This window comes from Kribbella sp. NPDC055110 (genome assembly GCF_053607525.1).
In genome coordinates this window covers 1-26,651 of sequence record NZ_JBSGTS010000019.1, presented here as the reverse complement: position 1 = coordinate 26,651, position 26,651 = coordinate 1, and the positions used below count along the sequence as shown (strand labels likewise).

The 26,651-nt window shown below is 67.9% G+C and carries 28 protein-coding genes; 22 read left to right on the top strand and 6 right to left on the bottom strand.

Translation table 11 applies throughout. The features are described from left to right. The first annotated feature begins 1,629 nt into the window (after window positions 1–1,629). The 9 genes from ACWF0M_RS26310 (at window position 1,630) to ACWF0M_RS26270 (ending at window position 7,220) form a co-directional block, all read left to right on the top strand. Window positions 1,630–2,532 carry an RHS repeat-associated core domain-containing protein gene (locus ACWF0M_RS26310; RefSeq protein ID WP_452238375.1) on the top strand — a complete coding sequence of 301 codons (903 nt, stop codon included), beginning with the start codon at window positions 1,630–1,632 and terminating at the stop codon, window positions 2,530–2,532. Between the two features lie 5 nt (window positions 2,533–2,537). Continuing rightward, window positions 2,538–2,903, top strand: coding sequence for a hypothetical protein (locus ACWF0M_RS26305; RefSeq protein ID WP_452238374.1), 366 nt, complete (start codon window positions 2,538–2,540; stop codon window positions 2,901–2,903). Between the two features lie 46 nt (window positions 2,904–2,949). After that, window positions 2,950–3,198 carry a hypothetical protein gene (locus ACWF0M_RS26300; RefSeq protein ID WP_452238373.1) on the top strand — a complete coding sequence of 83 codons (249 nt, stop codon included), beginning with the start codon at window positions 2,950–2,952 and terminating at the stop codon, window positions 3,196–3,198. A 224-nt stretch (window positions 3,199–3,422) separates the two neighbouring features. Continuing rightward, window positions 3,423–3,797, top strand: a complete 375-nt coding sequence (locus ACWF0M_RS26295; RefSeq protein WP_452238372.1) for a hypothetical protein — start codon at window positions 3,423–3,425, stop codon at window positions 3,795–3,797. Between the two features lie 26 nt (window positions 3,798–3,823). Then, window positions 3,824–4,120 (top strand): hypothetical protein, encoded by a 297-nt coding sequence (locus ACWF0M_RS26290; protein ID WP_452238371.1) that lies wholly within the window; start codon window positions 3,824–3,826, stop codon window positions 4,118–4,120. A gap of 215 nt (window positions 4,121–4,335) precedes the next feature. After that, the gene (locus ACWF0M_RS26285) at window positions 4,336–4,827 is read left to right on the top strand and encodes a hypothetical protein (protein WP_452238370.1); all 492 of its coding nucleotides are present in this window, start codon (window positions 4,336–4,338) and stop codon (window positions 4,825–4,827) included. A gap of 421 nt (window positions 4,828–5,248) precedes the next feature. Then, entirely contained in the window at window positions 5,249–5,461 is a 213-nt protein-coding gene (locus tag ACWF0M_RS26280; protein ID WP_452238369.1) for a hypothetical protein, read from the top strand. A gap of 334 nt (window positions 5,462–5,795) precedes the next feature. Then, complete coding sequence (locus ACWF0M_RS26275; protein ID WP_452238368.1) at window positions 5,796–6,365, top strand: LysE family transporter; 570 nt, start codon at window positions 5,796–5,798, stop codon at window positions 6,363–6,365. A 57-nt stretch (window positions 6,366–6,422) separates the two neighbouring features. Beyond that, complete coding sequence (locus ACWF0M_RS26270; protein ID WP_452238367.1) at window positions 6,423–7,220, top strand: alpha/beta fold hydrolase; 798 nt, start codon at window positions 6,423–6,425, stop codon at window positions 7,218–7,220. Between the two features lie 266 nt (window positions 7,221–7,486). On the opposite strand, the gene ACWF0M_RS26265 is transcribed toward ACWF0M_RS26270, so the two are convergent. Both ACWF0M_RS26265 and ACWF0M_RS26260 read right to left on the bottom strand, forming a co-directional pair. After that, complete coding sequence (locus tag ACWF0M_RS26265) at window positions 7,487–10,939, bottom strand: UvrD-helicase domain-containing protein (protein WP_452238366.1); 3,453 nt, start codon at window positions 10,937–10,939, stop codon at window positions 7,487–7,489. After that, window positions 10,932–14,003 (bottom strand): PD-(D/E)XK nuclease family protein, encoded by a 3,072-nt coding sequence (locus ACWF0M_RS26260; RefSeq protein WP_452238365.1) that lies wholly within the window; start codon window positions 14,001–14,003, stop codon window positions 10,932–10,934. The genes ACWF0M_RS26265 and ACWF0M_RS26260 overlap by 8 nt, the downstream gene beginning before the upstream one ends. Before the next feature lie 135 nt (window positions 14,004–14,138). Here ACWF0M_RS26260 and ACWF0M_RS26255 point away from each other — a divergent pair, with 135 nt between their 5' ends. The 9 genes from ACWF0M_RS26255 to ACWF0M_RS26215 all read left to right on the top strand — a co-directional run bounded on the left by ACWF0M_RS26255 (window position 14,139) and on the right by ACWF0M_RS26215 (window position 21,271). After that, window positions 14,139–14,348, top strand: coding sequence for a hypothetical protein (locus ACWF0M_RS26255; protein WP_452238364.1), 210 nt, complete (start codon window positions 14,139–14,141; stop codon window positions 14,346–14,348). A gap of 7 nt (window positions 14,349–14,355) precedes the next feature. After that, the gene (locus ACWF0M_RS26250) at window positions 14,356–14,751 is read left to right on the top strand and encodes a VOC family protein (RefSeq protein ID WP_452238363.1); all 396 of its coding nucleotides are present in this window, start codon (window positions 14,356–14,358) and stop codon (window positions 14,749–14,751) included. 106 nt (window positions 14,752–14,857) lie between these two features. Then, window positions 14,858–17,590, top strand: a complete 2,733-nt coding sequence (locus ACWF0M_RS26245) for an FtsK/SpoIIIE domain-containing protein (protein WP_452238362.1) — start codon at window positions 14,858–14,860, stop codon at window positions 17,588–17,590. Then, entirely contained in the window at window positions 17,587–18,264 is a 678-nt protein-coding gene (locus ACWF0M_RS26240; protein ID WP_452238361.1) for a hypothetical protein, read from the top strand. The genes ACWF0M_RS26245 and ACWF0M_RS26240 overlap by 4 nt, the downstream gene beginning before the upstream one ends. Window positions 18,265–18,282: 18 nt before the next feature. Further along, window positions 18,283–18,543, top strand: coding sequence for a hypothetical protein (locus ACWF0M_RS26235; RefSeq protein ID WP_130388988.1), 261 nt, complete (start codon window positions 18,283–18,285; stop codon window positions 18,541–18,543). A gap of 5 nt (window positions 18,544–18,548) precedes the next feature. Continuing rightward, window positions 18,549–19,877, top strand: coding sequence for a hypothetical protein (locus tag ACWF0M_RS26230; protein ID WP_452238360.1), 1,329 nt, complete (start codon window positions 18,549–18,551; stop codon window positions 19,875–19,877). Further along, window positions 19,877–20,353, top strand: a complete 477-nt coding sequence (locus ACWF0M_RS26225) for a hypothetical protein (protein WP_452238359.1) — start codon at window positions 19,877–19,879, stop codon at window positions 20,351–20,353. The genes ACWF0M_RS26230 and ACWF0M_RS26225 overlap by 1 nt, the downstream gene beginning before the upstream one ends. 280 nt (window positions 20,354–20,633) lie before the next feature. Next, the gene (locus tag ACWF0M_RS26220) at window positions 20,634–20,879 is read left to right on the top strand and encodes a hypothetical protein (protein WP_452238358.1); all 246 of its coding nucleotides are present in this window, start codon (window positions 20,634–20,636) and stop codon (window positions 20,877–20,879) included. After that, entirely contained in the window at window positions 20,876–21,271 is a 396-nt protein-coding gene (locus ACWF0M_RS26215) for a hypothetical protein (protein WP_452238357.1), read from the top strand. The genes ACWF0M_RS26220 and ACWF0M_RS26215 overlap by 4 nt, the downstream gene beginning before the upstream one ends. Before the next feature lie 103 nt (window positions 21,272–21,374). Here the strand turns inward: ACWF0M_RS26215 and ACWF0M_RS26210 are convergent, their stop codons facing one another. After that, window positions 21,375–21,677 carry a hypothetical protein gene (locus ACWF0M_RS26210; RefSeq protein WP_452238356.1) on the bottom strand — a complete coding sequence of 101 codons (303 nt, stop codon included), beginning with the start codon at window positions 21,675–21,677 and terminating at the stop codon, window positions 21,375–21,377. A gap of 190 nt (window positions 21,678–21,867) precedes the next feature. Between ACWF0M_RS26210 and ACWF0M_RS26205 the strand changes: the two genes are divergently transcribed. Further along, on the top strand, window positions 21,868–22,857 hold the full coding sequence (locus tag ACWF0M_RS26205) for an oxidoreductase (protein WP_452238355.1): 990 nt from the start codon (window positions 21,868–21,870) through the stop codon (window positions 22,855–22,857). Window positions 22,858–22,868: 11 nt separating this feature from the next. Further along, window positions 22,869–23,360 (top strand): metallophosphoesterase family protein, encoded by a 492-nt coding sequence (locus ACWF0M_RS26200; RefSeq protein WP_452238354.1) that lies wholly within the window; start codon window positions 22,869–22,871, stop codon window positions 23,358–23,360. A 114-nt stretch (window positions 23,361–23,474) separates the two neighbouring features. Here the strand turns inward: ACWF0M_RS26200 and ACWF0M_RS26195 are convergent, their stop codons facing one another. Further along, window positions 23,475–23,630 (bottom strand): hypothetical protein, encoded by a 156-nt coding sequence (locus ACWF0M_RS26195; RefSeq protein ID WP_165546543.1) that lies wholly within the window; start codon window positions 23,628–23,630, stop codon window positions 23,475–23,477. 18 nt (window positions 23,631–23,648) lie between these two features. Between ACWF0M_RS26195 and ACWF0M_RS26190 the strand changes: the two genes are divergently transcribed. Continuing rightward, a complete protein-coding gene (locus tag ACWF0M_RS26190) occupies window positions 23,649–24,284 on the top strand; it encodes a hypothetical protein (protein WP_452238353.1) in 636 nt (211 codons plus the stop codon). A gap of 69 nt (window positions 24,285–24,353) precedes the next feature. Continuing rightward, window positions 24,354–25,583, top strand: a complete 1,230-nt coding sequence (locus tag ACWF0M_RS26185; RefSeq protein ID WP_452238352.1) for an exonuclease domain-containing protein — start codon at window positions 24,354–24,356, stop codon at window positions 25,581–25,583. A 48-nt stretch (window positions 25,584–25,631) separates the two neighbouring features. Here the strand turns inward: ACWF0M_RS26185 and ACWF0M_RS26180 are convergent, their stop codons facing one another. Together ACWF0M_RS26180 and ACWF0M_RS26175 are read right to left on the bottom strand one after the other, a co-directional pair. Continuing rightward, a complete protein-coding gene (locus ACWF0M_RS26180; RefSeq protein WP_452238351.1) occupies window positions 25,632–26,156 on the bottom strand; it encodes an orotate phosphoribosyltransferase in 525 nt (174 codons plus the stop codon). Between the two features lie 79 nt (window positions 26,157–26,235). After that, window positions 26,236–26,490 carry a hypothetical protein gene (locus ACWF0M_RS26175; protein ID WP_452238350.1) on the bottom strand — a complete coding sequence of 85 codons (255 nt, stop codon included), beginning with the start codon at window positions 26,488–26,490 and terminating at the stop codon, window positions 26,236–26,238. Window positions 26,491–26,651: the final 161 nt, after the last annotated feature.

Below are 26,651 nucleotides of genomic sequence, written 5' to 3'. Positions count from 1 at the left end.
TCAGCTACGACGCGCGCGGCCTTGTCACGGCGTCTCGCGATGCTCTGGGTCGTGTTTCGCAGTACTCGTACTCCGTCGACGGCGATCTGGTGACGGTCACCGATCCGCTGCGGCAGGTGACGCGGATCGAGTACGACGGCTGGGGGCGGCCGATCAAGACGACCTCACCGCGCGGCGCTGTCAGCACGATCACCTACAACGACGACGACCAACCGCTCTCGCAGCATGGCGCGCTCGATGTCACCACGAGCCAGACGTACGACGGGCAGGGCCGCGTATCCACCCTCGTCGACGCCCGCGGCGGCACCACCAAGCTGCGCTACAACGACGCCGGCGCAGTGGTCGGCGTCACCAGACCATCGTTGCCCGAGGCCACCACGACCTTCGACGCATCCGGCCGGGTCACCGAGACCGTCGACGCCAGCGGTCGCTCGCAGACATTCGTGTACGACGGCGCCGGCCGGACGACATCGACGACGTACGGCGGTCGCACCTGGCGATTCGGGTACGACAGGGCCGGCCGCCTGATCCGCACCACGTTGCCCTCTGGCAAGACGGCATCCTTTGTTCTGGATGCGCGCGGTGCGCCGCTGCAGATCTCGTACTCCGACAAGACACCCGCGGTCAGCTTCACCTGGGACGCAGCGGGCCGCCGTACGTCGATGACCGATGGCATAGGCCTCACCCGCTTCGGGTACGACGCCTTCGACCAACTCACATCGGCCGGCCCCGTGTCCTACCGCTGGGATGCCGTCGGCAACCTCACCGGACGAACTGCAGCCGGCTACACCGAGTCGTACACGTGGGACGCCGTCAACCGTCTGACCTCCGCCGCCTCCGACGGCAAACCACTCGCCTCGTACCGCTACGACCTCCCCCGCGGCACGATCACAACAACCCAACCCGGCGGGCAGATCAAGACCGAACAACTGGACGTCCGCGGCCGCACCACATCACTCTCCCTGGCACAGGGCGGCCGCCCACTCCGCACCATCACCTCCGCGTACGACGCCGCCGACAACGTCACCCACTCCGACGACTCAGTCGCTGGCAAGACGTCGTACACCTACGACCCGTTGAATCGCCTGACCGCGACCTGCTACGGCACCGACCAGTGCACAGACGAGGCAAGCGACTACATCCGCTACGACTACGACGCCAACGGCAACCGCACCTGGGAGAAGCGCCCGTCGGGCAGCACCTGGTCCATCTACGGCCCCGCCAACGAACTCCAGGCCTCGCTCACCACCCCGGCCACCTACCCCCTCGACGTCCCCACCACCCGCCGCTACACCTACGACCCCGACGGCAACCTAGCCTCCGACGGCACCACCACCTACACCTGGTCACCCGCCGGCAAACCCGTCACCTCGACCACCGCAGGCGTCGAAACCACCTACACCCACACCGGCGACGGCCGCCGGGCAACCTCAACCACAGCCGGCCAAACCACCCGCTACATGTGGGACCCGCTCTCACCTCAGATCCTCAACACCACAACCACGAACTCGCCTGCCGCGAAGGCCGCCAAGCCAACCCCCACCCACCCGTTACCTCTACGGCGCAGGCATCGTCGCCCAACAGACCCCCAGCGCCCTCACCCCGCTCACCACCGCTCCCAACGGTTCGGTGCTAACAGCAACAACCACCAAGCCCGAACAACACAACTACGAGCCCTACGGCCAGACCCGAGCCGGCCCAACCAAGCCGGCCACCCAGCAGGAGGCCCCCGGCTACATCGGCGGCCTCAAACTGCCCACCGGCAACTACCTCCTGGGCCAACGCGAGTACAACCCCACCACCGGAACCTTCCTCACCACCGACCAAGCGGGCTCCGCCAACCCCTACGCCTACACCGCCGGTAACCCCCTCAAAACCACAGACCTGCAAGGCCTGGACGGCATCGACGGCACCCTCACCGACGTCTCCCACGTCTCCGGCTACGTCTCCACAGCCGCCCTGGGCGGCGCCGTAATCTGCACCCTCGCCCGAGCCTGCGCCCCCGCCATCCCCATCCTCCTCCAAATCTCCTCAGCCACCGGCGTAATCTCCGCCGGCGCCGCCGGCATCCTCGACACCCAAGCCTGCGTCCTCAAAGGCAACTGCTCCCAACTAGCAGCCAACGTAGCAGTCGGCCTCGTCGCCAGCCGCTTCCCTGCCCTGGGTCGTGCCCGGAACGACTCCCTGACGCAAGCCGTGCGTCTCGGACCCGATTCAGCACGGACCCTCGCTGCGCGCAACGGTCTCGAGACGCAGGTGTCGCGCAAGGAAGCTGATGCCATCTCGTCGAGGTTCGGCTATCTCAAACCCGAGATCATTGACTCCGCACGCGAAATCCTCCGCGGTGAGGACCTCAGTAATCCGTCCGTGATCCACGCGCTTACGTCCGACGGAAGCAAGATCGAAGACTGGGGAAAATATTCAACGAAGACCTACCGCAGCCCGTCCGGTCCGTTCCAGGTGCATTTCTATTACAATAGCCTCACTGGTCGAGTCAATTACAATATTGACTACAAGGTCAAATTCAACTAGGCGAGGTGGAGATGAAGGTCCGATGCGTTCGAATTGTAAATCCCGTGACGGGGAGCCCGGAGGAATGGAGCGACTCAATTCGTATCGGCGAAGAGTATGTTGTGATTGAAATCGTTGCGTCGCCGGGTCGTGACATAAAATTGCGACTGTATCCAACTGAGGGAGCGCCGGGCTTGTGGGCATCCGAGATGTTCGAAACGACGGATGAGTCCATACCATCGAACTGGACGGCAGCGGTGTCAGGCGCAGGTTTCCTGTCGGTTCGACCGGCGCGCTGGCGGAGCGGCTTCTGGGAGAAGTACTTTGATGATGAGCCGGAGGCCGTCGCCATCTTCGAAGAGGAGCTCGCCGCCATACTCGCACAATCGTGACGACTTGGGCGACTGGTAGGCGGAGCGTCGGCATGCCAGGAAGAAGATGACGATCGTAAGCCTCATTCGGTGGACGCTAAGTGTGGCTGGTGCCGCAGCGCCTGAACAAGCATGTCTTTTGTCAGATGGCGGTGAGGAGATCATCAGCGGATATCCCGGTACCCTCGATTGCGTGGATTGCGACTATGAACACGATGCCGGTATCGGCGCGCAGACCGCCGAGGCATTGTCTGAGCTGGGAACTTCCCTGAACCTCGAGCCGCGCCAGTGGCAAATCCTGACGGTTGCCGACTGAGACGCCGGGCATTGCACGCTGATGCGGCACCGGCGAAACTGTGATGGCGGTGAGTCAGATTCATGCCGCCCACCCACCCACCCACCCACCCACCCACCCACGTGGCGTGCGTCGCGGATCGCAATGACGGTCTGCCCGCGACCTGGGGCGAGACGATCGTGAACCGTATCAACAACCAGAGCTAAGTACCGCAAGCAATACCCGATAGCGTCGCCGTTCACCGAATGGAAAGGGATCTGACGGTGGGATATCTCCTCGGTCTGTCCGACGTCCCGGATGGCTTCTCGTATCCTGCGTCGTTCGTTCGGGTGATCGAGCTCGGGTTGGTTGACCTGGAGCCTTGGCAGATTCTCGGAGGCGATTTGCTGCTTGCCCGCTACGTGGGGTTGGCGGCACGGTATCCAGCCCGGGTGTTGGTGCCCTTCGCACGGCGTCAGGACAACGACGACGTCGCGTGCTGGCAGGTTGGCTCGCGTGAGGTGCTGATCATTCACGACTTCGATGACTCCGGGCGCGAACTGCGCGAAACGTTCCCGTCGTTCTACGCGTGGCTACAACGCGCGATCGAAGACCTGATCGAGTTCGAACCAGACAACTGATAGACAGCGCAGACCACGGAGCCGAGATGTCGATAGATTCCGCCGCCTTCCGGATCGACGTGCTGTTGTGCTTCCAGCGGGCTCCATGGGATCTCGTCACGCCCGGCCTCAGAACTGTCAGCCCCACGTACCCGCTGATAGAAGCAAGGTTCATCTACGAGGCATTTAGCGACGCCGAGCGTCTGTTAGCCGCCGAGGCCGAGGCCTCTGTCGTTGCTGACGTCGCGCCCGCGCCGTTGATGTCCGGTTTGAGCTGTGGCGGTGCCGACCTTCCAGTCGCGGGAACTGATGGCCGGCGAGGAATGGGTGTACCGGCGGCGTGAGGACGAGCCGGAGTGAGGGTGTGCTCCAGGACGAGTGGCGGTCGGCGCCGGTGCCGACACTCACGAACTGATCGACGGCGAATCCGACCGTCCAGGGCGTTGGTGGGCTGCTTTGACGCAGCTGTCTCCGGTCGCCGTCTGCAGTTGCCCTTGGCCCGGAGTTGCGATGCGGGGACGAGTCGTACCCTGCTCATTGATGGAGTGGAGTAGATGAGATGAATTCACGTCTCGCGCGGGACTCGCTCGTTGTTGTCGTCGACGGGGACGAAGTGCCAGGTCTCACGATTTACGGTCTTGCGAGGCGCGGCGGTTGGGGTCCGGTCGTGTTTCCTGCTCATGTTTGGTTCGGCGAACCCGAAGTCGACGAGTTTGTCCTGCGCGGTGACGCGTGGGAAATCCCGACCTGGGACCTGCCGATTCTCGTCTGGCCGACAGCTGACGGCATGGAGGCTGCCCTGCGCGTTTCGCTTGCCGCGGTCATCGAATCGGGATGCGCTGTCGCGTGGGTAGGCGCTGAGGGCCTTCCATTCTGCGACCCGCCTCAGTTGTTCGACCCCGGTTGCATGTCCACAGGTGTGTTGGCCTGGATGACGGCGCAAGGGCAGCTCGAGTGTGCATTGGATCCGAATGAGCCGATCTCACCGATCTCGGACCAGCAGTTGTCGATGCTGAGGCAGTATGCCCGAGGACTCGCAGATGTCCCTTAGGAGACCTAGATGACGCGAGACTTCGCCGCCTTCCGGATCGACGTGCTGTTGTCCTTTCAAAGAGCCCTGTGGGACTCGGTCACACCCAACCTCAGAGCAGTCGCAGTCCACCCCACGTACCCTCGCATCGAGGCAAGGTTCATGTACGAGTCGGTCGGCCACGAGGAGCATCTCCTGGTCTCGGAGGCCGGCGCGTATGTCGTCGCCGCCTCCATGCCGCCGGTCGACATCCGACTCGACGCCGTCGCCGTACCGCCCTCACAGTCGCGTGGACTCTTGGCTGGCGAGGAGTGGGTGTACCGGCGACGTGAGGACGAGCCAGAATGTCGGCCATGGGTCTTGAGTCTCGGCAGTGGCAGATTCTCCGCGTCGCGGATTGACGGACGAGGTGCGTATGGCGCAATCGGTCAGGTGGACGGGTATGACGATGATCGGTGGGTTCCATCTCGTGCTCGCCAGTTCGGTTGGTGAGCGCGACGGCGTGGGGCTGGAGCTCACACCGGCGGATGGGGGCTGTGCGGCTGAAGTCTTCGAGGACGGCGAGACTGGCCGGCGCGTCGTCAATGTCTTCGATCAAGACGTCCCGGTCGAGGCGATCGAGTGGCTTCTCGCTGAGGCGCGGGCTCGACTGTGATCACGCGGGCCAGACCCTTCGGATGGTTGCTCTCGACAACGGGACAAGCGCTGGCTGCTCGGGTTAGGTGGGTGCCCGAGATGAGGGTGGAGCGGCGAGTTCGGGCCAGGGGCGGTGGGTGGGTGGTCGTTGGAGGTAATTGGGTTGAAGGGGTGAGGGCGGGTCTTCATCATGGGGGCATGATTACGACGACCTTTGGACGGTTGCTGGTGGGAGCTTTGGCCTTGGTGGCTGGGGTTCTGCAGCAGCAGGGTGGTCGTTTGTGGGGGTCGATCTTCGGTCCGTTGTGATCGGGGTGCTAGTCGCGGGGCTTTTGGCTGGGTATGGGGTTGCTGTGCCGGTCGGGCCTGTCGGGACCTATTTGGTGGCGTTGGCGGCGCGGAGTTCGTTGCGGATCGGGGCGTTTGCGGCGCTCGGGGTTGCTTCGGCTGATGGCGTGTATGCGGCGGTGGCTGCGGGCGCCGGTTCGGTGTTGGCTCCGTTGTTGGTGCCGGTGGTCGGGCCGTTGCGGTGGGCATCGGTTGTGGTGTTGATCGGGCTCGCGGTGATGGGGGCGGTCAAGGCGGTACGGCGCTATCGCGAGGGGCGGATCGTTGCGTTGCAGCAGGAGACGCCGGTTGGCGCGTGGACGGCGTACTTCGGGATGCTCGGGATGACCATGCTGAACCCGTGGACGGTGATCTACTTCGCGGCGCTCGTGCTTGGCGGGTCGGGTGTTGCGGGACTCGGCGAGCGAATCGTGTTCGTGGTGGCGGCGTTTGTGGCGTCGGCGAGTTGGCAGCTGTTACTCGCGGGTGGTGGAGCGTTGCTCGGGCGATTGCTGACCGGGGCACGCGGGCGGCTCGCTACTACGGTGGCTTCGAGCCTGCTGATCGTCGTACTCACGGTGCGGCTGGTCGCCTAGTCCGGTGGCTTGGTCGGAGTTGGGCGCGAGGAAGATGGCGCGAGGAAGATGGATGGCGTGCTGAGGACCGAGATGATGATCGAGCGAGGCGATGCGAGGATCGCTGTCACGGATTGCGGGGGTGACGGGCCGCCAGTGGTGCTGCTGCACGGGCTTGCCGGTAGCTCGCGTGAACTGCTCCCGACCGCGGGTGCGTTGGCTGACAGCTTTCGGGTGTTGCTGATCGATCAGCGCGGACACGGTCGCAGTAGCCGTCGGCCGGCGGACGTGTCCCGTGCGGCGTTCGTCGGAGATGTTGTCGCAGTTGTCGAGGAGCTCGTTCCTGGGCAACGGGTCAGGTTGGTCGGTCAGTCGATGGGTGCGCATACGGCGTTCCTTACCGCTGCGGAGCGACGCGAGCTGGTCGATCGGCTGGTGATGCTCGAGGGGCATGTTGCCGGTGAGGACGGCGCCGAGGGGGCGGGCAAGATCGGCGCGTACCTTGCGTCGTGGCCGGTGCCGTTCGCCGACGAGGCCTCCGCGCGGGCGTTTCTCGGCGACGGGCCGCTTGCGGTTGCCTGGGTCAACGATCTCGAACGTACTCCCGACGGCTTGCGGCCTCGGTTCGACGCGGACGTCATGGAGGCCACGATCGCCGCCGTGCAGGAGGATCGTTGGACCGAGTGGGAGCACCTCGCGGTCCCGACGTTGGCCGTCTTCGGTGAGCACGGCATGTTCACCGAGGCTCAGAAGGACGAGCTGATTCGTCGCCGGCCCGGTACGCGGCGGGCGGACATCGCCGGAGGTAGCCACGACGCGCATCTCGACGCCTTCGACCGCTGGATCGAAGTCCTCAGGCGCTACCTGAAGGAGTGAGGGTGAAGGGGACGATCGCTGGGTTGGAGTCCTTCGGCGTTACCTGAGCGAGTGAGGGTGACGGGGGACGATCGCTGGGTTGGAGTTCTCCGGCGTTACCTGAGCGAGTGAGGGTGACGGGGGACGATCGCTGGGTTGGAGTTCTCCGGCGTTACCTGAGCGAGTGAGGGTGACGGGGGACGACGACCGCTGCGTTGGAGTTCTCCGGCGCTGCCTGAGCGAGTGAGGGTGAAGGCGGGCGGCCGCTGGGTCGGAGAACGAGTGGATTAGAGGCGGCGTTCGACGGCTGTGTTGGGGTTGAGGAAGAGCAGGACTGGGGGGCCGGTGTTCGGGAGGATTTCGGCGTAGGCGTGGAGTTGGGGTGCGTAGTACGCGACTCGGCTGTCCAGGGCTGCTGCGGGGATGGCGTCGGTTTTGTAGTCGACGATGGTGAGGCGGCCGTCGTCCTCGCGGTAGATGAGGTCTACGAAGCCCTCCAGGACGGTGCCGTCGGGTTGGAGTGTGCCGACGTACGACTCGCGCCAATGCGAGCGGGCGGCGGCGCGTTTCACCACCTCGGAGGCGAGCGCCGAACGGACGAGTGCAGTGACGACGTCGGCGTACTCGAGGACTCCCTCGGCCAGGCACTGCGTGGAGACGGCGGCTTCGAGGCCGGCGCCGGTGGAGAGGTCGACGACTTGGAGTACGGCGTGCACGGCGCGGCCGATCGCGGTGCCGTAGCGGCCCTTGGACCACGGTGGGAGCTCGAGGTCGCGGGCACCTTTCGCGGTTCCAGGGACTACGACGGCCTCGGTACCAGTGGATAGGGCGAGTTCCGGGCTGGTGCCTTCCAGGCCGGAGGCGCTCTGGGCGGAGGGCCTCCGGCTTGCGGCCTGGGCGGCGGAGGCTCGGGATTCCCACTCGGTGCGGGAGATCGGCGGGGTGACGTCCGGGCTGCCGGTCGGCTCGCGGTCGGGGACCGGTGCACCCGTGAAGAGCGTGGCGTGTGGCGCGTCGACGCCGCCGGCGGTCGCGAGGAGCTCGGCGTTGCTTGCGTGGCGGCGGTTGCCGGAGCGGTGCAGTGAGACGACCAGGTGGTCGCGGGCGCGCGTCGCGGCGACGTACAGCAGGCGGCGGCGTTCGTAGTCGTCCATCTGTTCGTCGACGGGTTGTACGAGGTCGAAGTCCTCGGTCTGGACGGACGACTTGAGCTTCACCGCGTAGCCGCCGGGCAGCGGCCACAGGACCTGGACGCCGCGTTGACGGTTCGGGGAGGCGGTCATGCCGGAGAGGATGACGATCGGGAACTCGAGGCCCTTCGCGGCGTGGATCGTCATCACCCGGACCGCGTCGGCGTCGGTCTCGGGGAGGACGGCCTCGGCGACGCGGGACGTCTCTTCGCCTTGGTGGGCGGCCCAGGCGAGGTACGAGCGGAGGCCGCCGTGTTCGACCTCGGACCAGGCGCGGGCCTGGTCGACGACGAACCGGATGCGGCGCCAGGCATCGCGGGCGCGGGGGCCGATCGCGGCGACTTCGAGCATGCGGCGGTCGGCGACGATCTTCGCCAGGATCTCGCTGGGGGTGAGCCAGCGGGCGACGAAATACGTCCGCCGGAGCCACTCCATCGCCTCGCCGACCGGGTGGGTGACCAGGGAATCCGGCACCGGGGCGATGAGGTTGAAGATGCCGCGGTTGCGCTTCCAGGTGTAGAGGTCGTCGTCCCCGCAGCCGAACAGGGGTGAGCGGAGGGTGGTGACGAGAGCGAGCTGGTCGCTCGGGTCGCCGAGCGCGCGGGCGCAGGCGAGCAGGTCGCGGACCTCGGCGGTCTGGTAGACGAGGGAGCTGGCTTCCGCGCGGTACGGGATGTCGGCGCGGTCGAGGGCGTCTTCCAGGAACGGGAGGGAGGTGCGGGCCGGCACGAGTACGGCGATGTCGCCGGCCTCCGCGGGGCGCCAGGTTTCCGCGCGGTCGTCGTACACCAGCCAGCCTTCGCGGAGTGCTTCTTCGATGACGGAGGCGACGTCGGTGGCTTCGCGTTCGCGGAGGACCGAGGCTTGCGCGCGCGGCAGGTCGTCGTGCGGTGTGGCGCCGAGGATCGTGACGGCAGGCCCGGCTGATGGGTCCTCGGGTTCGGCGGTCGGTGGTTCTTCGAGCGGTACGTCGGTGCCGCGCCGGCGGAACGGGAGGACGGCCGCGAGGTCGCTGAGCTGATCCGAGTCGGCGTCGTCGGGGAAGTCGAAGATCGAGAGTTGGTCGCCCTTGACGGGCGCGTCGGGAGGCGGCGCATCAGTGCGCGACGTGATGCCCGGGCGCGAGGCTTCGCCAAGGCCGGCGGAGGTTGGGTTGGTGCGGTGCGGGGAGAGCGACTGGTACGACGGTTGCGCGGATTCGTGAGCCTGGATGAGGGTCGCGAAGACGGTGTTGATCCAGCTCAGGATGGGCGGCACCGTGCGGAAGTTCGTGGTGAGAGCGACCGTTTCGCCCAGCAGCTGTTGGGCGGTCAGGTACGTCGCGATGTTGGCGCGCCGGAACCGGTAGATGGACTGCTTCGGGTCCCCGACCACGAACAGCCGCCCCTCGGGCACCTCGACGTCATGCCAGTCCGTGGCATCCGCCTCCGCGCCACCGGCGATCCGCACCGCGAGCTCGATCTGGATCGGGTCGGTGTCCTGGAACTCGTCGAGCAGCAACCGCTCGAAGCGCTCCTGAAGGTCCGCACGCACCTCGGGGTCGCGCCGGAGCAGGTCGCGCGCGAGCACCAGCAGGTCATGGAACTCCAGCCGTCCCTCCGCCCGCCGGAGCTCGGCCGACTCCAGCACCCGCTCCGCGATCCAGTGCGAAAGATGCCGGAGGCAAGCATCGAGGAGCAGTTCGACCAATGAGCCCGCGACCTCGACGACCTCGGTACAGTCCGCGCGGACCTTGGCGATGTCCGGCCAGTTCTCCTTGCGCCCGATCCTGCCGATCTTCAGGCCGCGGAAGGTCTGCAGCAGCGCGAGCTGCGTCTCCTGATCGGACGCCGCCTCCAGCGTCAGACCGAGCTCGCGGATCTGCTGAACCTTCGGCAGCAGGCGGTCCTCAGGATCCAGACAGGTCTCGGCCGCGGCGCCGATCTGCGCGGCCGCCGCGATCAGGCCGCTGAGATCCGGCATCGCGACGAGTTCCGGTGGCTCGACCAGGACCCGATCCGCGATCAGGTCCCAGTCGTTGCCGAACAGCCGGGCGAGCGACCGGAGATGCTTCAGCTCGGCGCCGACCGCCATCGCGAGCAGCAGCGGCTCGGCGATCGAATCGTCGTCGAGGAGTTGCTGCTGCAGCTCGGCCCAGCGTTCCTCGAAGGCGACCGACGAGCCGACCTCGTCGAGTACGTCGATGAGCGGCGGCAGCCCGGCCTCGATCGGATGCGCGAGCAGGATCTGCTGCGCGAACGCATGCAGCGTGCCGATCGACGCCGAATCCAGATCGTCCAGCGCAGCGTCCGCGAGCTGCCGGTCCTCGCTCTTCCGCGCCTTCTCGAACTCGACCCGCAGCCGGTCCCGGAGCTCCGCCCCTGCCTTCTCGGTAAAGGTCACGGCCGCGATCGTTCGCAGCGGTACGCCGTCTCGCAGCACGAGCGTGGTGACCCGCTCGACCAGCGCATACGTCTTCCCCGACCCGGCGCCTGCTTCGACGAAGAGGGTGGTGTCGGTGTCCGAGCGGATCCGATCGCGAGCTGCCGAGTCGAGCAACTGTTCACTCATCGACGACCTCCAGGGCAGTCGGGTCGATGAGCCGCACCAGCCGCTCGAGCACCGGATCGTGGCGTTTGCGGTCCCAGCGCGCCCGGACCTCGCTGTGGCCGAGGCCGTCGGGGTTGCAGTACGGGCACTGGATCCACAGGAAGTCCGGCACCTCGGGTGCCTTCGGCGGGAAGTGGCCGGCCGCGATCGACGACACGATCACGTCGAGCGTGTCGACGTACCGGGCCTCGACCTCGGGGGTGAGTGGGACCGGGATCCGTTTGCCGCCGCGCCGGACGAACCAGTACGACGCCTCGACCGGAGTGGACGGTTCGCCCAGCCGCGCGCGGGCCGCGTACGCGTACACAGGCAGCTGCAGCTTCGTCCCGCCCGCGACCGGATCCGCCTCGATGCCCTCGTACCGCGAGAAACCGCCGGTCTTCACGTCCGTCACATAGATCGTGCCGTCCGCGCCGAGGTCCACCTTGTCGGCGGATCCGCGCAGCAACACCCGCCCCGACGGCACCGGGATCTCCACCGGAGGCTCGCCGTCGAAGCCGAACGTCAGCTCACTCGCCACCACCGACGCGGACCGCGACGCGCGCCAGCGATCGTCGTCGGTGAGCAGCACCATCAGGTCGCCGAGGATCCGCAACCGCTCGCGCTGCCACAACCGGGGATGCCCGGTCAGCCCTTCCGCCTCGAACTGCTCGGCGAGATCCGCCCCGATCGCCAACAACAGCGACCGTTGCTCAGAAGTCCACGGCTCGCCGTACCCGGGCAACGAACCGGCCAGGCGTGTCACGAACGCATCCAGGCTGTTGTGGATCAGGTTCCCGACCTGGATCGGCGAGATGACGAGCAGATCTTCCGGTGCCTCGAGCGGCTCCACCTGCAGCAGCCGCTCGACGAAGTACGCGTGCGGACAGGTCGCATACGACTCCAGCGACGTCGGTGACGCGATCCGATCCTCGACCGCGAATTCGGGCAGCCCCGACACACCAGACAAGTCCCCGTCGAAGCGCGTGAACGCCGCAGAAGCACGCCCCCGCAGCAACTCCCGGGCACGGACGAGTACGCCGTCCTGAACCCACAACCGCGCCGCCGCCGCGCGCGTCTGCCACTCCTGCTCGGTCGCCGGCATCGTTGCCGTCGTCAACGAACCGGCGTACGACGCGGACGTCCGCAGCACCTCGCCGTACCGGTCCCACTGTGTCGCGGGCAACGCGTGATCACCTGTCAGCTCCCGCAACGACCCGAGCAGCCAGCGCGTCGGCAACCGTCGCGACGACCGGCGCAGATCGCCGCGCGGGAACGACGCGACCACTCGCGCACCGGCCGAGAACGCGACGAGGAGATGCCGCTGCTTCTCGTCCAGGCGATCCCGGAACGACGCCAACTCCGGTGCAGCCGCCTCACGCACGCGGTGGGGGAGCAGCGCGTCCTCGTGTACCCGGCCCGGATACAGGTCCTCGGACAGCCCGACGACGTACACGATGTCCGCCGACAGGCCCACGCTCGCGGACAGCGGCGCGACCAGCACGCCCGTCCCGAACGTGCCGACCCGCGGCAGGGACTGCTGCAGTTCGAGATCGAGCACATCCCGCAGTACGGCGAGACTCGCCGGCGTACCGAGCTCGTCGAGCGTAGACAACCCTTTCAACGACCCTTCGACTGCGGCCGCGGCGTACTGCTCCTCGATCGGCAATGACGAGTAGTCCCCGAGCAAGTCGTGGAAGAGCTGCAGCACACCCTCGGACAGTGAGGCCCACGTCTCCAGCGCAGCCAAACTCCCAAGCCGTCGACGCAAGGTCGAAGCAAACGCATGCAATCGCTCCGCCGTCGACGCGTTGTACTGCGCGCGCCGTACCGCAGCCGGCCGTGGATCCTCGGCCGCCTCCTCCTGGTCGGCAGTTCGCCGCTCCGACTGGGCGTACCGCGCCAGCCGCGTGTCCCAGTCGTCGCCGCGTACCACCCCGGCCGCCCGCGACATCCGCTCCCACTGCGGCACCGGGATGCGGTCGCCGTTGAAGTCCCGCGTCGGCGCATTCGCCAATGCACGGAACACGTCCGCCCGCGGCAGATCCTGATCGACCAGCGCCAGTACTTCGAGGAGCGTCCGCGCGATCGCCCGCTCGTGCACCGGCCGCGTGCCGGGACCGTTCACCTCGATGCGCGCGGCCGACAGGTGCTCGTGCAGCAGCCGCGCGTACGGCGAGGCGGCCGCGTACAGCACTGCGATCCGATGCGCCGGCGTGTGCTCGAGCGCCGAGACGACGTCACGCACCACGCAACGCACCTCGTCGTCGGCGTCGGACGCGTTGAGGATCTCGGTCGCGACCGGATAGTTCTTCGAGATCGACGTCGGCAGATCGATCCCGATCCGTTCGAGCGATCGCCGCACCGCGCGGTCGGCACGGCGTACGTCGGTCAGCCCGACGATCACCGTGAGATCGGCGGCCGCTTCACCGAGCGCGGCGACGAAGGCTGCCTCGGACTGGGTCAGCTCTTGCGGGAGGTACAAGACCAGAGCGCCCAGCTCGTCGACAGTTGACGGCGAGGCGGCGATCCGGGACGCGGCGGCGCGGAGCAGATCAGTCGCGTCGTACCAATCGGCAGCCAGTTCGGCGGTGACGTGCCGATGCAGGCGGACCAGGTCGGGGCCGAGCGCGGACGCGTGCGCGACCTTGTCGAGCGCGGGCTCGGTGAGGTCGCGGAGCTCGCGATGCGCGGATGCAAGCGCTTGGATGGTCGACGGGTGCTCGGCGACCTCGTCGAAGATGCCGGGCGCCTTCGCGAGCGCCGTACGCCAGGTGGCCGCCACGATCGGACGGGTCGCGGGACGTCGCGGCGAGAGCAGCCCGGCGGCGATCTGCTCGGCGAGCCGCTCGAGGGTCGCCAGGTACAGCCCGGCGACCGAGGAACGCGCGAGGTGGCGGCGGGCGATCACGCCGGCCAGGTTGTTCGGCAGGAGCAGGGTGACAGGGGTCATCGGATCGTCGGCCTTGAGCCGCGCGACGACGGCTTGCAGGCGCTCCAGAGCCGCGGCGCCGTACGCCGTGCTCTCGATCCGGGTGGTACTCACCTCGAACCCCCATCTTGAACCAGCACAGATTTCGACTGTCACGGAGACCGTAAACCCTCCCACGGACAGAAAGGTGACCGGGCGCGAAACGCCAAGGTTTCTGCAGGCTCGGCTGCTGTCTCGCACACTGAAGAAATGAGCAGGGAGACGAGGTTCGCGCGGTTGGTGCTCGTGCTCGTCTTCGCGCCTGCCGGCGGACTGTTCGGCAAGGCCGTCGCCGAGGGCGCGCAGGTCCGGCCGTGGTGGCCGTGGCTGCTCGCCGCGCTGGTCTGGCTGCTGCTTTCCGGCGCGATCGCGGCCGGAATCTCGACGGCCGTGTCGCACCGTCATGCCGAGCACAGATAATGCTCCGATGGCTACCGCGGTGCATCACGTCGAGATCTGGGTCCCGGACCTTTCCCGGGCTGTCACGAGCTGGGGCTGGGTCCTCAACCGGCTGGGCTGGAAGGACGGTGACGGCTGGCCGGGCGGCATGACCTGGACCGCCGCGGACGGCTGTTACGTCGTCGTCGAGCAGAGCCCGGCGATGTCGGCCGCCGAGCACGACCGGATGCGGCCGGGCATGAACCACCTGGCACTGAACGCGGCCGGTCGGGCCGAGGTCGACAGCATCGTCGCGGAGGCCGCCGAGCACGGCTGGACACTGATGTTCGCCGACCGCCACCCGTACGCCGGCGGACCGCAGCATTACGCCGCCTTCCTCTCCAACACCGACGGCTACGAGCTAGAGATCGTCGCTCCTGATTAGCAGGTGAGACTACTGATACCTGGAGTGACCACTGGGGCTAGTGGTGTGACATGGTTACACCAGGCAATAAGTAGGGTCGCGGGGCAAGGGCGGAAGGACGATGCTCGTGACGGAGAAGCCTGACGGGGGACCGGCCGCACCGGAGCTCCTGGAAGCGCGGATCCGCGGTTTGCAGCATGCGCTGGGGCAGTTGCTGGACAACGCGCGCCGGCTGACGTACGGCGAGCATCAGCGCGCCGTGAAGCTGCATCGTCAACTGCAGGAGCAGACGGCGGCCGCCCGGCGTGAGTCGCGATCGCTCGTCGACGCGAAGACCGCCGAGGCGCTGTCCGAGGCCGAGCCGAAGGCGCGGCTGCTCGCGGACCGGCTCGCACCGGGCCTGGCGTCGATCCCGCCGAACGATGCCCGCTGGCGTTCGCGTCAGCTGGTCGGCGCGGGCGTCCCGGCGTACGTGCGGGTCGGCGAACTGGACGCTGGTACGCCGGTTGTCGCGCCACTGCTCCGCACCAACGGCTGGAAGGTGACCGGCGACCGCAACGAGTCCGCGCGCCGTCTGCTGCAGAGCGTCGCGATGCGGCTCGTGGCGGCGGCCGAACCGTTCCGGCTGCGCATCGACGCGTTCGATCCGCGGCTGACCGGGATGATGGGGCTGCTCGGTCACCTGACCACGAAGTACCCGCAATTGGTGCCCAGGGCAACACATACCGCAGAGCAGCTGCACACGGTGCTGTCCGGTCTCGTCGACGTGTCGTCGTTGCGCGCGAGCAGGCAGGCGCAGCTCGGGCACGAGCGCTTCGAGGACCTCCTGAAGGAGACCGGCCAGGTCACCGACCCCTACCGGATCGTCATCCTGTTCGACTACCCGTCCGGGATCGACACGCTCGCCCAGCGCGACCTGCTCCGGCTGGCCGCGACCGCGGGCAAGCGTGGCATCTGCTTCCTGGTCCACTACGACGCGTCCACGGCGGCCGAGCTCGACGTGGACTCGAAACAGTTGCTCGATCTCCTCAATCCGGTTGCCATCGTCAACGATCGGGTCGAGGTCGCGCAGCTGCCGCCGGCCCGGCTCGATCCGGCGTTCGACGCGACCGTTGCCGCGGGCATCTGTGACGTGATCGCCGAGCAGGCGGAGATCGCCGTACTCCCGACCGTCGACTTCGAGCGCACCCTGCCGGACCGCTCGACCTGGTGGCAGCCCGTCACGGACGAGGTCGGGACGGTGATCGGGTACGACGACCGCACGCCGGCGCTGGTGCGGTTGCGCAGCGGCAACCCGGCCCTGCCGCATGTGCTCGTCGGCGGCGCGGTCGGCCAGGGCAAATCGAACCTGCTGCTCGTGCTGATCCACGGTCTCGCGGCGCGCTATTCGCCGGCCGACCTGGAGATGTACCTGCTCGACTTCAAGCACGGTGTCGAGTTCTCGGCGCTCGGCCCCGGCCCGGATCGGCCGCACTGGCTGCCGCAGATCCGCGTGCTCGGCGTGCACAGCGATCGCGCGTTCGGTCTCGCCGTACTGCGTCATCTGTCGGACGAGCTCGCGCGGCGCAGCGAGATCTTCAAGTCGCACGGCAACGTGGCTGATATCGCGGAGCTGCCTCCGGGCCCGGATCGGCCGCCGCGGATCCTCGTCGTACTGGACGAGTTCCAGGTGCTGCTCGAAGACGACGACGAGCTGGCGGACGAGGCGGCCAAGCTGCTGGAACGGTTGGTCCGGCTGGGGCGCGCGTACGGCGTTCACGTCGTACTGGCGACGCAGACGATCGAGGGCGTGAAGCGGCTGTCGACGCGGCGGGACTCGATCTTCGGGCAGGTGCCGTACCGGATCGCACTCAAGACGACACCGGCCGACTCGCAGGCCATCCTGCGCAGCGGGAACACGGCGGCGGCCGAGTTGCAGTTCCGCGGCGAGGCCGTGCTGAACGCGAACTTCGGGTCGCCGGACGACAATCAGCACGTGCTGGTGAGCTACGCGGACAAGCCCGTGCTGGACTCGCTGCGGCAGGAGCTGTGGACGCGCGCGGGTTCGGCGGTGCATCCGCCGCGGGTGTTCCATCTGGCCGAGCCGGCGCGGTTGACGGACACGGCGACTGCGGTGAAGCCCGAATTGGGGCGGCCGTGGACCGGGCTGCCGATCGCGGTGACGGAGGAGCCGGTTTCCGTCGAGGTGCGGCCGGAGCCTGGCGCCGGCGTACTCGTGCTGGGTGACGGTCCACCGGATGCGCTCGGCGTACTGACCGGGCTGGCGGTGTCGACGGCTGCATCAGCCGTGGACCCGCCGCGGTTCCTCTTCGTGGACGGTACGAACTCGGCGCCGTCCGTTGCCGAGGGCAAGGACGCGTTGGTGCAGGTGCTGCGCGAGCTCGGGTGCGAGGTCGAGACCGTGGACAAGCACGACGACATCGCGCCGCGACTGTTCGCGCTACGGGACGCGATGCGGAGCGGTGAAGCCGGTGGGACGTACCTGATCGGGTTCGGGTTCCACGGCGTACCGCGGATGCAGCTGCACGCCGAGGGGTACTTCGAGAGCCCCGCGAACGTGTTGCAGGACATCGTGCGGGACGGACCGGCGCAGGGCCTCATCACGTTCGGGTGGTGGAACCGGCTGCATGTGTGCACCGAGCACCTCGGGTACGGGCGGGCGAACGTGGCGACCCACCTGTTCCTCCGGCACCCACAGGACGGCGTACGCGCGGTGGCAGGTCCGCTGGTGCGGTGGGCCTCCGAACCGCACCGGGCGTTGCTGTGGGACGGGCTGCATCCCGAGGCACAGGTCGTCGTACCGTTCGCCGCGCTGCGGTCGGACGAGGTGGATCGTGCGGTGGAGTTGGTACGGCGATGAAGACTGTCGAGCAGGAGTGGTCCGAGTACGTGCGCGCGCTGCGGACGGTCGCGATGGCGCGGGCCGACGCACAGCAGGCGCAGGACCGGGTCACGGCGCACAAGTCGAAGGCCGAGGCGACCGCGGCGGCCGAGGCCGATGCGATGGCCGAGCGCGGACGACGGCTGCAGACCCGGCTGAACTCGCTCGCCGACAAGGCAGCAGAGAGTTTGCAGCGGGCCGGGCTGCCCGCGGAAGGCAAGCGGGCGAACCACACGCTGCCCGAGATCCGCGCGCTGAACGACATCGAGACGGTCGCCGAGCGGATCACCGAACAGCTCGCCGAGTCGGTCGACCAGTTGGAGGAGCTGCGGACGACGGCCCGGGCGCTCCAGGAGCAGCGCAAGCGGCGTACCATCAGCGCGGTCCTGGCGCTGGTCGGGTTCGTGCTGGTGTGGGTGCTCAGCGGGTCGTTCCTAACCGGTGTCGAGGCAGCGGCGATCGCCGCGGTCACGATGCTGGCCGCGTCGCGGGTGCTCGGGCTGCCATGGCTGCCCGGCGCGCGCTGGTGGGGCTGGGGCGGTGCGGTCCTCGTCTTCGTCGCGATGGCGGCCGGTCTGCCGTGGTGGCTCGGGATCGTGGTCCCGGTCGTCGTCGCGGGTACGGCGATCGTGCTGCCGAAAAAGCGCAACTAGGTTTGGGAGTGGGTTGAGGTGTCCGACGTACTGCGGCTCAAGGAACAGCTGCACCAGGTCTCGATGGAGGCCAAGCAGGCAGCGGGTGGCCTGGCCGGGTTCAAGCTCCGGTTCACGCAGCACAGTCAGTTGGTGGAGAGCCTGATCGCGGGCACCGCCACCGGCATCGACCGCGACATCACCGAGATCCTGGAGGCCGCGAGCAAGGCCGTCGAACAGGCCGCCGAGGCGCTGGAGATCGCGTCGGCCGGCTGCAAGAACTACGCCGACCAGATCTAACGCTCTTGCCGTCCGAGTTGCAGCGGGTTGCCCGCGGCCTGGTCGACTGCTTCGACGAGATCCCCCGCGTCGTCGACCAGCTTCTGCGTACGGCGGCGCGCTGCCGGGAGAACGCACAAGTCGCGCTGATCGCGTCCCGCGGGCAGGCAACGGTCGCCGCGCAGCAGCTTGACGCTGCGGCGCGCGCATGTGAGGCCGCCGCGCACTACCTGTCAATGGCGCCACCGAAGGCACGCGGCTGGGCTGAGGGCCTTGTCGGCGACCGGGGCCCGTCCACGAACCGCCCGTCGTCCGACTCCGCCGACCGCAACAAGCCGACCAGCGGCACCGGCTCCGAGATCCGCACGAGACGTCTCACAGCGACGTACGACGACCTGGAAGTTGCCGAAGACAACGAGCCGCCGCTGGTCACGGTCGCGCGCAAGGCCTTCGAGAACTACCGCAAGACCCGCGAGAAGGACGAGGAACGCGACGACGAGAACCTCCTGGAACTCGAAATCACCGTCACCGAAACCGGCGAAGTGATCTTCGAGGAACCGGACCAGAAGGAAGAGCAGAAACGCGCGGAACGCCTGACCCGCGACTTCGAATTCGCACCGGAGACCGACGAGGCCCCCGAGTTCGAAGAACCGGACGAGAAAGAAGACGAGAAGCGCACCGAGCGCCTCACCCGCGACCTCGAGATCGACCCCGACCTCACCGAGGCCGTCAAGCTCCTCCTCGACTCCATGTCCGACGCCCAAGACCACCAATGGCAACACGCCACCCTCACCATCACCACAGAACAGATCGAAGCCACCTTCGACTACCCCGAGCAGCTCACTCCCGCCCCACTAGTCGTCGACATAGCCCTCCCAGACCTCCCAACCGTCGACGTCGACCCGGCCTTCGACCCGCGTCCTCTGGGGGTGAGCTTCGCGCCTGGGGTCGTCGACCCGGCAAGTGTCTTCGAGCCGAAGGAGCGAGCGATCGCGGACCGGCTCGCGGAGGAGGGCTGGCGGGTCGACGCGCGTCCGGCAGATCACACCCGGGACAACTTGTCGAACCCCGACAGCATGGTGCGTAAGTCCGGGGACGCCGACGGCGTCATCATCGAGTTCAAGACGCCGGTCAGCGGGAAGTCGAACGCGATCAAGCGGAGCATCCATGACGCGAGCAGGCAGGCGGGGGAGCGGAACGAGGTCCTGATCGACGGCAGGCAGGTCGGCTTGTCAGAGGATGTCGCCGGGAGATCGTTCCGGAGAGCGTGCGGCCAGCCGGGTGGGCGAGTCGCCGACGTCGTTCATGTCATCCTCGGTGACGGACGTCTGATCACGTACACGAAGGAGAAGTGATGTCCAACAGCGACACGATCTTTGTCGCCGCCGACGAGCCGCTGGACGCTGTGGCCGAGTGGCTCGCGGCTGCCTTGCAACTGGAGCGGCTGGAGGATTCGGAGCTGGCGGAGAACGAGCACTTCTTCGGGGGACGAGCCCGGACCGTCGACGGACGGGTTCTGCTCCTTGTCGAGCCGAACACCTACGGCGAGGCCGACCCCGCACCCGAAGACGTCTCCGCGATCGATCGGTACACCGGAGCGGTCGATGTACGCATCGCCGGCTCGAGGAACCAGGTCGCGCAGGCGAAGGAGGCACGAGCGGTCTTCGATGAACTCGCCTCGACGCAGCCTCGGATCGCTCTGGTCCTGGCCACCGCGATGTCCTGGATCGTCGCGGCGTACCTGCCCGGCTCCGGCGTCCATACCTTCCCGCCGGAGACGTCGCTCGACGTTGACGACATCGACGCCTGGCGGGCCTGGATCCGGGGCTGAGCGCGGCATGGTGCCGTTGATGGGGAGTGGGGACACCCCGCGGGGGCGGTGAACAGGTTATTGCTTGTTCACCGGCCCCGGCGGGTGTTCTTCGGGGCGGTTGCCGTGGGCACTCTCACGGAGGGTGAGAAAACTTTTGGAACCGGCGTCATGAACGGCTGGGTCGGTCGTCACTACCTGTGAACCCATCCCCACAGGGAAGTGGAAGTGATTGCCGTGAAGGGTTGTCATGCGAGGTCGCTGATGGGAACCGGCTCGACTCGGTGCCGGGTGCTTTGAGATGGCCGACGATGGTGATCCACACCCGGCTGCGGTCCGGGTGGAGCGTCGTCGGGTGCGGGTCTGGTTCGGGGACCATGTGGTCGCCGACTACCGGGCCGAAGCAGAGTTGGCCGAGCGGTACGCCGCGGCCATGTCACGCAGGTTCGCCGGGTTGCGGGTGACCAGTGACCCGGTTCCGGACCACGATCCAGGACCGGAACGGAAGCTGCCGGGGGAGCGGCTGTGGGAGGTCGCGCCGAAATGAGCTCCCGTCGCTTCCGGCTGATCCGTCATCAAGATGTCTCCGGTGTCAGCGGCACCGGACCCGTCGCCGAGGGTGTGCAGTTCACCGACGGCTCGGTCGCGCTCCGCTGGTACGGCGACTATCCGACCACGACCGTCTGGGACGGTATCGATTCCGTCGTGGCGATCCACGGGCACGGCGGGGCGACCGTGATCGAGTGGCTCGACCCCGAAGCGGGTCCTGATCCCGATCTCAAACTGCCGCCCCGCGAGTCCCTTCCACCGCGGCCGTGGCCGGACCTGCACTCGGCGCCCGAGCCGCAGGACCCCGACCCGCTGCACTCCGATCGCGACCGCGGGTCGTACGGCGCGGCGCCGCCGTCGACCTGGTCGTCGTACCGCGTCTTCCGCTGACCTCCCGATCCACCGGTGCCGGCTGATCCCCCCTCCCGGCACCGGTCACCTCGGTACGGCGTACGCCCGGGCGAGCCGGCGTACGCCGTACCTGAGGATTCACCTACATCGAGGAGACCAGGTCGAGGTTGTAGAACGTTCCGGGACCGTCGCAGAGCTCCATCATCTTCTCCGACATCTCGGTGGTGTCGGCACGCTGCGAGTTCTCCATCGCCGCCTCGTACGACTCGAACTGGACGATCGCGAAGTACCGTCCCGGCTCGTCGCGGTCGGCGCAGGCGAGACTGAGGGTCGGCATCGGCCCGCCGCCCTCGGCCTCACGTTTCGCGCGGTAGTCCTCCAGCAGCGCCTCGATCTCGTCCGGCTTGGAGGTCCGGTACTCGATGATCTGAACGAAACCAGCCATCACTTCCCCCTGTTTCCACAGACACTCACCCCTGGGTGTCCTTCTGGTTCGACAGTGCGCCCGGATCGCCTGCCTGGCAAGGGGACGACGATTACGGTGACCTGACGAGGGCAACGAATCACGCACGGGAGTTTCTGCCCTCGGCAGAGGTGCCTGGGAATTGTCGGCGCGGCCTGATTGGCTTGCCCGCATGGAGATTCTGATCCTCGGTGGTACGGCGTGGCTCGGTCGCGAGATCGCGGCGCAGGCGATCGCGCGCGGGCACTCGGTGACCTGTGTTGCCCGTGGCGAGAGCGGCTCGATTGCGGACGGCGCAACGTTGGTCGCGGCCGATCGCAGCAGTCCGGATGCGTACGACGCGGTGCCCGCGCGGGAGTGGGATGCGGTGTTCGAGGTCTCGTGGCAACCAGGTTTCGTGAAGGGCGCCCTGGCCGCGTTCGGCGCCCGCGCCAAGCACTGGACGTACGTGTCCTCGTGCAACGCGTACGAGAAGTACGACACGCCGGGCGCGGACGAGACCGCGGCGCTGCGGGAGCCGACCGCGGAGGACGTGGTCGATCGGGAGCTGTACGGCGAGGCGAAGGTCGCGTGTGAGCTCGCGTCGCGCGAGGTGGTCGGGGATCGGCTGGTGATCGCGCGCGCCGGGCTGATCGGTGGGCCGGGGGACCCCAGCGATCGCGCGGGTGCGTGGGTCGCGCGGGCGGCGCGGGCGCCCGAGGAGCCGTTGCTGGTGCCCGACACGCCCGAGTTGGCGACATCGGTGGTCGACGTACGGGATCTCGCCGGATGGCTGCTGGACAACGCGACCGAGGGACGCACGGGGACGTTCGACACGGCCGGGCCGGTGGTGCCGTTCGGTGAGTGGATCGAGTTGGTGCGCGAGGTCGGTGGTCACACCGGGCCCGTCGTGCTGGCGCCGCGGGAGTGGCTGGAGGAGCAGAAGGTCGAGCAGTACATGGGACCGGATTCGCTGGCGATGTGGATCACTGAGCCGGGGTACGAGGGCTGGTCGTCCCGCAGCGGTGCGGCGGCCGCCGCGGCCGGCCTCACCCACCGGTCCCGCCGGGAGTTCGTCGAGGACACCCTCGCCTGGGAACGCGAGCTCGGCCTGGACCGCGAGCGCAAGGCAGGACTCAGCCCGGCTCGAGAGAAGGAGTTGATCGAGGCGCTGAAGGGATAGAGGGTAGGCGCATGCGCCTCGTGCTGATCTCGGACACTCATCTGCCGGTGCGGGCGAAGAAGTTGCCCGCGCCGGTGTGGGACGCGGTCGACGACGCCGACGTGGTCATCCATGCGGGCGACTGGGTGAGCGTCGGGCTGCTGGACGAGTTGGAGTCACGTGCGGCCCGGCTGATCGGGTGCTGGGGCAACAACGACGGTACGGCGTTGCGCGCTCGGCTGCCCGAGGTCGCGCGGGTGACGCTCGACGGGTTGTCGGTCGCCGTGGTGCACGAGACCGGTCCGGCCACGGGGCGAGAAGTTCGCTGCGCGGCGGCGTACCCAGGGGTTGATCTGCTCGTGTTCGGGCACAGTCACATCCCGTGGGACACGACCGGCCCGGGCGGGATCCGGCTGCTGAACCCGGGGTCGCCGACCGACCGGAGGCGGCAGCCGTACTGCACCTACCAGACCGCGACGATCACCGCCGGCCGCCTGGAACAGGTTGCCCTGCACAACCTTTAAGGCACAACCTTTAAGTTGCGTCCTGCAACGACTGCGGCCGGGCAGGCGTGGGCGACGCCGTACCACCGAGTTACGGCGCACCCACACCTGCCCGGCCGACTTTGTCGTCCGGCGTCAGGCGTTTGCTGCTTCCTTGACCCGGGTCTTGAGGCGATCGCGGACCTCTTCCGGCGTGTACGCACGGCGCTTCCGCTCGCCCCGTGCGATCACGACGCCCGTCGCGGCGACGCCGACGAGTCCCGCAAGCCCTACCACCTTCCATACCTTCATGCCGACTAACCTAGCGATGTGAACAGCCGGATTTCACTGGATGACGCTACGGAACTGACACGAACAGGTGACATTTGGCTGTTCCGCGGTGGCAGCGCCGCCGACCGTGCCATCCAGCTGACCACCAACAGCCCTGTCAACCACGTCGGTATGGCGGTCGTCGTCGAGGACCTCCCACCGCTGATGTGGCACGCGGAACTGGGTCGCTCGCTCCCGGACATGTGGACCGGCCAGCACCAGCGCGGTGCGCAGTTGCACAATCTGCGCGACGCGGTGCTGGTGTGGGCGCGCAAGTACGGTCAGCAGGCCTGGCTGCGGCAGCTCGATCACCCGGTCACGCGGGAGATGGAGGACGCAGTACTGCGGACTGTCGCTCGCCTGGACGGTACGCCGTTCCCGTCGACTGCTCGGCTCGCGTCGAGATGGGTGCGTGGGCGGGTGCCGGCGATTCGTCGCGGATCGCGCGAGCTCGAGCTGGAGTCGGCGTACTGCGCCGAGGTGGTCGCGGTGACGTACGAGGAGATGGGGTTGCTCCGCGGGCGGAAGCTCAACTGGTACGACCCGGGGCGGTTCTGGAGTGGCGATGAACTCCAGTTGGCGCACGGAGCGCGGCTGGGCGAAGAGATCGAGGTCGAGATTCCGTCCGGTACCTGACGTCGCGGAAACTGTCGGCGGCGTGTGATTGGGTTGTCTCAGTCGGTCAGCGAACCGGAGGAGGCCTGGATGTACGCGGTTATCGACACCGAGACGACCGGTCTACTGCCGACCCATCGGCATCGGGTCATCGAGATCGCCGTCGTGCTGCTGGACGCACACGGGCGGGTCGAGCGCGAGTGGGTGACGTTGCTGAATCCCCAACGTGACTTGGGCCCTCAGCACATTCACGGGATCCTCACCGCCGACGTGCTGGCGGCGCCGGAGTTCGGGGACATCGCCCGGCAGTTGGGTGAGTTGCTGGCCGGACGGATGGTTGTCGGGCACAACGTCGAGTTCGATCTCGGCTTCCTGCGGGCCGAGTTCGCGCGGCTCGGTGTCAGTGTTCCGCTCATCACCGAGCGGTCGATGTGCACGATGGCATTGGCCGCGTATCTGCATCCCGGTGCGAAACGGACGCTCGGTGCCTGCTGCGCGGCGGCCGGGATCTCGATCGAGGGCTGGCATTCGGCGCTGGCGGACACGCGGGCGACGGCGGAGTTGTTCGCCCAGTATCTGGGGGCTTTCGCGGCGCCGCCACCTTGGCAGTGGGCTTACGAAGAGGTACGGCGGATGCCTTGGCCGGAGCTGCCCGGTTCGGATGTCCCGCCAACGGTGCGACCGGTGCATGCCGGTGGACGACACGGCTGGATGAGTCGGCTTGTCGACCAGTTGCCGCGCGTCCCGGAGCCGCCGCAGGCCGACTCGTATCTCGTACTGCTCGATACGATCCTCGCCAACCGTGAGATCACGGCGGCGGACGCTGACCAGTTGGTGCAGGTGGCAACCGAGTTGGGCATGACGCGTCCGCAGGTCGATCATCTGCATCGGTGGTACGTGTCCGCGCTGGCGACCGCGTCGTGGGGGACCGGCGAGATCACCCTCGACCAGCGCGGCGAGCTCGACAAGATGGCGGTGATGCTCGGGCGGCGGGTGTCCGACGTCGACGAGGCGCTGCTCCGCGCGAGCGCCGGGCGGTACGTCGTACCGGATCGTCCTGGTGCGCGACGGTATCCGCCGGGGAGCACGCTGGTGTTCACGGGGGACATGGTCGAGCCGCGCGAGGTGTGGTGGGACCGGGCGGTGGCGGCCGGGTTCGCGCCGCAGGAGGCGGTTCGCCCGGATACCACGTTCGTGGTGGCCGCTGACGTGGACAGCCTGTCGGTCAAGGCGCGCGCGGCCCGCGAGCTCAACGTCCCGATCATCTCGTCCGACGACTTCCGCCGCCTCCTCCCAGAACACCAACGCAAAGCCGGCTGACCCGAGCCGGCGCGAGGTGTCTTGGGGTGGGTGGGTTGAGCCCGGGGGTCAGGTGGTTGGGATGAGGTGTTCTGGGGTTAGTAGGGCGTGGAGGGTGAGGCCGGCCTCGGTGAGGGGTTCGGGGGTGGTGGGGTTGCGGTTGATGACGCAGAGGGCGTCGGTGATGGTGGCGCCGAGGGCGCGGAGTTCGTTGGTGGACAGGACGATCTGGCCGCCGGTGGTGACGACGTCCTCGACGATCGTGACCCGGCGACCCTTGGTCTCGGCGCCCTCCGCCAGCCGGCAGGTGCCGTACGCCTTCGCCTGCTTCCGGACGAACGCGCAGGGCAGGCCGGTGTGCCGCCCGAGCGCGGTGACCACCGGGATGCCGCCCATCTCCAGACCGGCCAGCACCTCGGTGCCTTCCGGGATCAGCGGGACCATCGCCGCGGTCACCTCGTCCAGCAGCACCGGGTCGGCCTCGAAACGGTACTTGTCGAAGTACTCCGTCGTCGTCTGCCCGGACCGGAGCAGAAACTCCCCGGTCAGATGTGCGGTCGCATAAACCCGACGCCCCAACTCACCAAGCTCCACGCCCGCACCCTACCTGCCGCCCAACCGGCCTGCCGCCCGCCCGCTGCCGCCCGCCCGACCTGCCGTCAGTCGGCGGGGCTCAGTCTTCGTCGGGGACGGGCTCGATCTCGAAGCGGAGTTGTTTGCCGGAGCGGATGCGTTCGATCGCGGACAGGCAGGCGGCGTCGCTCATCTGTACGCCGATCTCGCCGAGTTTGTGGCGCAGTACCCGGGCCGCGTCCTCGGCGGAACGGGCGCTGGACTCGTTGATCGCCTCGATCGTGGTGGCGGTGAGCCGCTCGCGGATGTCCGGGTGCGTCTGGTGGATCTCGTGCGTGATCCGGAACTCGGTCATCGCGCTCTCCCTGGTGTTCCGCGGGCCGCCTGTGCACCACCAGCGTAGGGGGTGTCTGATGGTTCCGCGCCTACTGCGGGGCACTCGGCACGGCACCTCGCCGCACGGGTGCAAAGGCCACGATGCTCCGCATCGAGACCTTCGCCCCCGCACGCCGAGCT

Coding starts and splice junctions, on each gene's coding strand:
- ACWF0M_RS26220 (WP_452238358.1), top strand. CDS start 20,634: ATGGCCGACGATGGTGATCCACACCCGGCTGCGGTCCGGGTGGAGCGT.
- ACWF0M_RS26265 (WP_452238366.1), bottom strand. CDS start 10,939: ATGAGTGAACAGTTGCTCGACTCGGCAGCTCGCGATCGGATCCGCTCG.
- ACWF0M_RS26205 (WP_452238355.1), top strand. CDS start 21,868: ATGGAGATTCTGATCCTCGGTGGTACGGCGTGGCTCGGTCGCGAGATC.
- ACWF0M_RS26290 (WP_452238371.1), top strand. CDS start 3,824: ATGTCGATAGATTCCGCCGCCTTCCGGATCGACGTGCTGTTGTGCTTC.
- ACWF0M_RS26255 (WP_452238364.1), top strand. CDS start 14,139: ATGAGCAGGGAGACGAGGTTCGCGCGGTTGGTGCTCGTGCTCGTCTTC.
- ACWF0M_RS26210 (WP_452238356.1), bottom strand. CDS start 21,677: ATGGCTGGTTTCGTTCAGATCATCGAGTACCGGACCTCCAAGCCGGAC.
- ACWF0M_RS26195 (WP_165546543.1), bottom strand. CDS start 23,630: ATGAAGGTATGGAAGGTGGTAGGGCTTGCGGGACTCGTCGGCGTCGCC.
- ACWF0M_RS26250 (WP_452238363.1), top strand. CDS start 14,356: ATGGCTACCGCGGTGCATCACGTCGAGATCTGGGTCCCGGACCTTTCC.
- ACWF0M_RS26285 (WP_452238370.1), top strand. CDS start 4,336: ATGAATTCACGTCTCGCGCGGGACTCGCTCGTTGTTGTCGTCGACGGG.
- ACWF0M_RS26240 (WP_452238361.1), top strand. CDS start 17,587: ATGAAGACTGTCGAGCAGGAGTGGTCCGAGTACGTGCGCGCGCTGCGG.
- ACWF0M_RS26295 (WP_452238372.1), top strand. CDS start 3,423: ATGGAAAGGGATCTGACGGTGGGATATCTCCTCGGTCTGTCCGACGTC.
- ACWF0M_RS26215 (WP_452238357.1), top strand. CDS start 20,876: ATGAGCTCCCGTCGCTTCCGGCTGATCCGTCATCAAGATGTCTCCGGT.
- ACWF0M_RS26175 (WP_452238350.1), bottom strand. CDS start 26,490: ATGACCGAGTTCCGGATCACGCACGAGATCCACCAGACGCACCCGGAC.
- ACWF0M_RS26280 (WP_452238369.1), top strand. CDS start 5,249: ATGACGATGATCGGTGGGTTCCATCTCGTGCTCGCCAGTTCGGTTGGT.
- ACWF0M_RS26200 (WP_452238354.1), top strand. CDS start 22,869: ATGCGCCTCGTGCTGATCTCGGACACTCATCTGCCGGTGCGGGCGAAG.
- ACWF0M_RS26300 (WP_452238373.1), top strand. CDS start 2,950: ATGACGATCGTAAGCCTCATTCGGTGGACGCTAAGTGTGGCTGGTGCC.
- ACWF0M_RS26185 (WP_452238352.1), top strand. CDS start 24,354: ATGTACGCGGTTATCGACACCGAGACGACCGGTCTACTGCCGACCCAT.
- ACWF0M_RS26225 (WP_452238359.1), top strand. CDS start 19,877: ATGTCCAACAGCGACACGATCTTTGTCGCCGCCGACGAGCCGCTGGAC.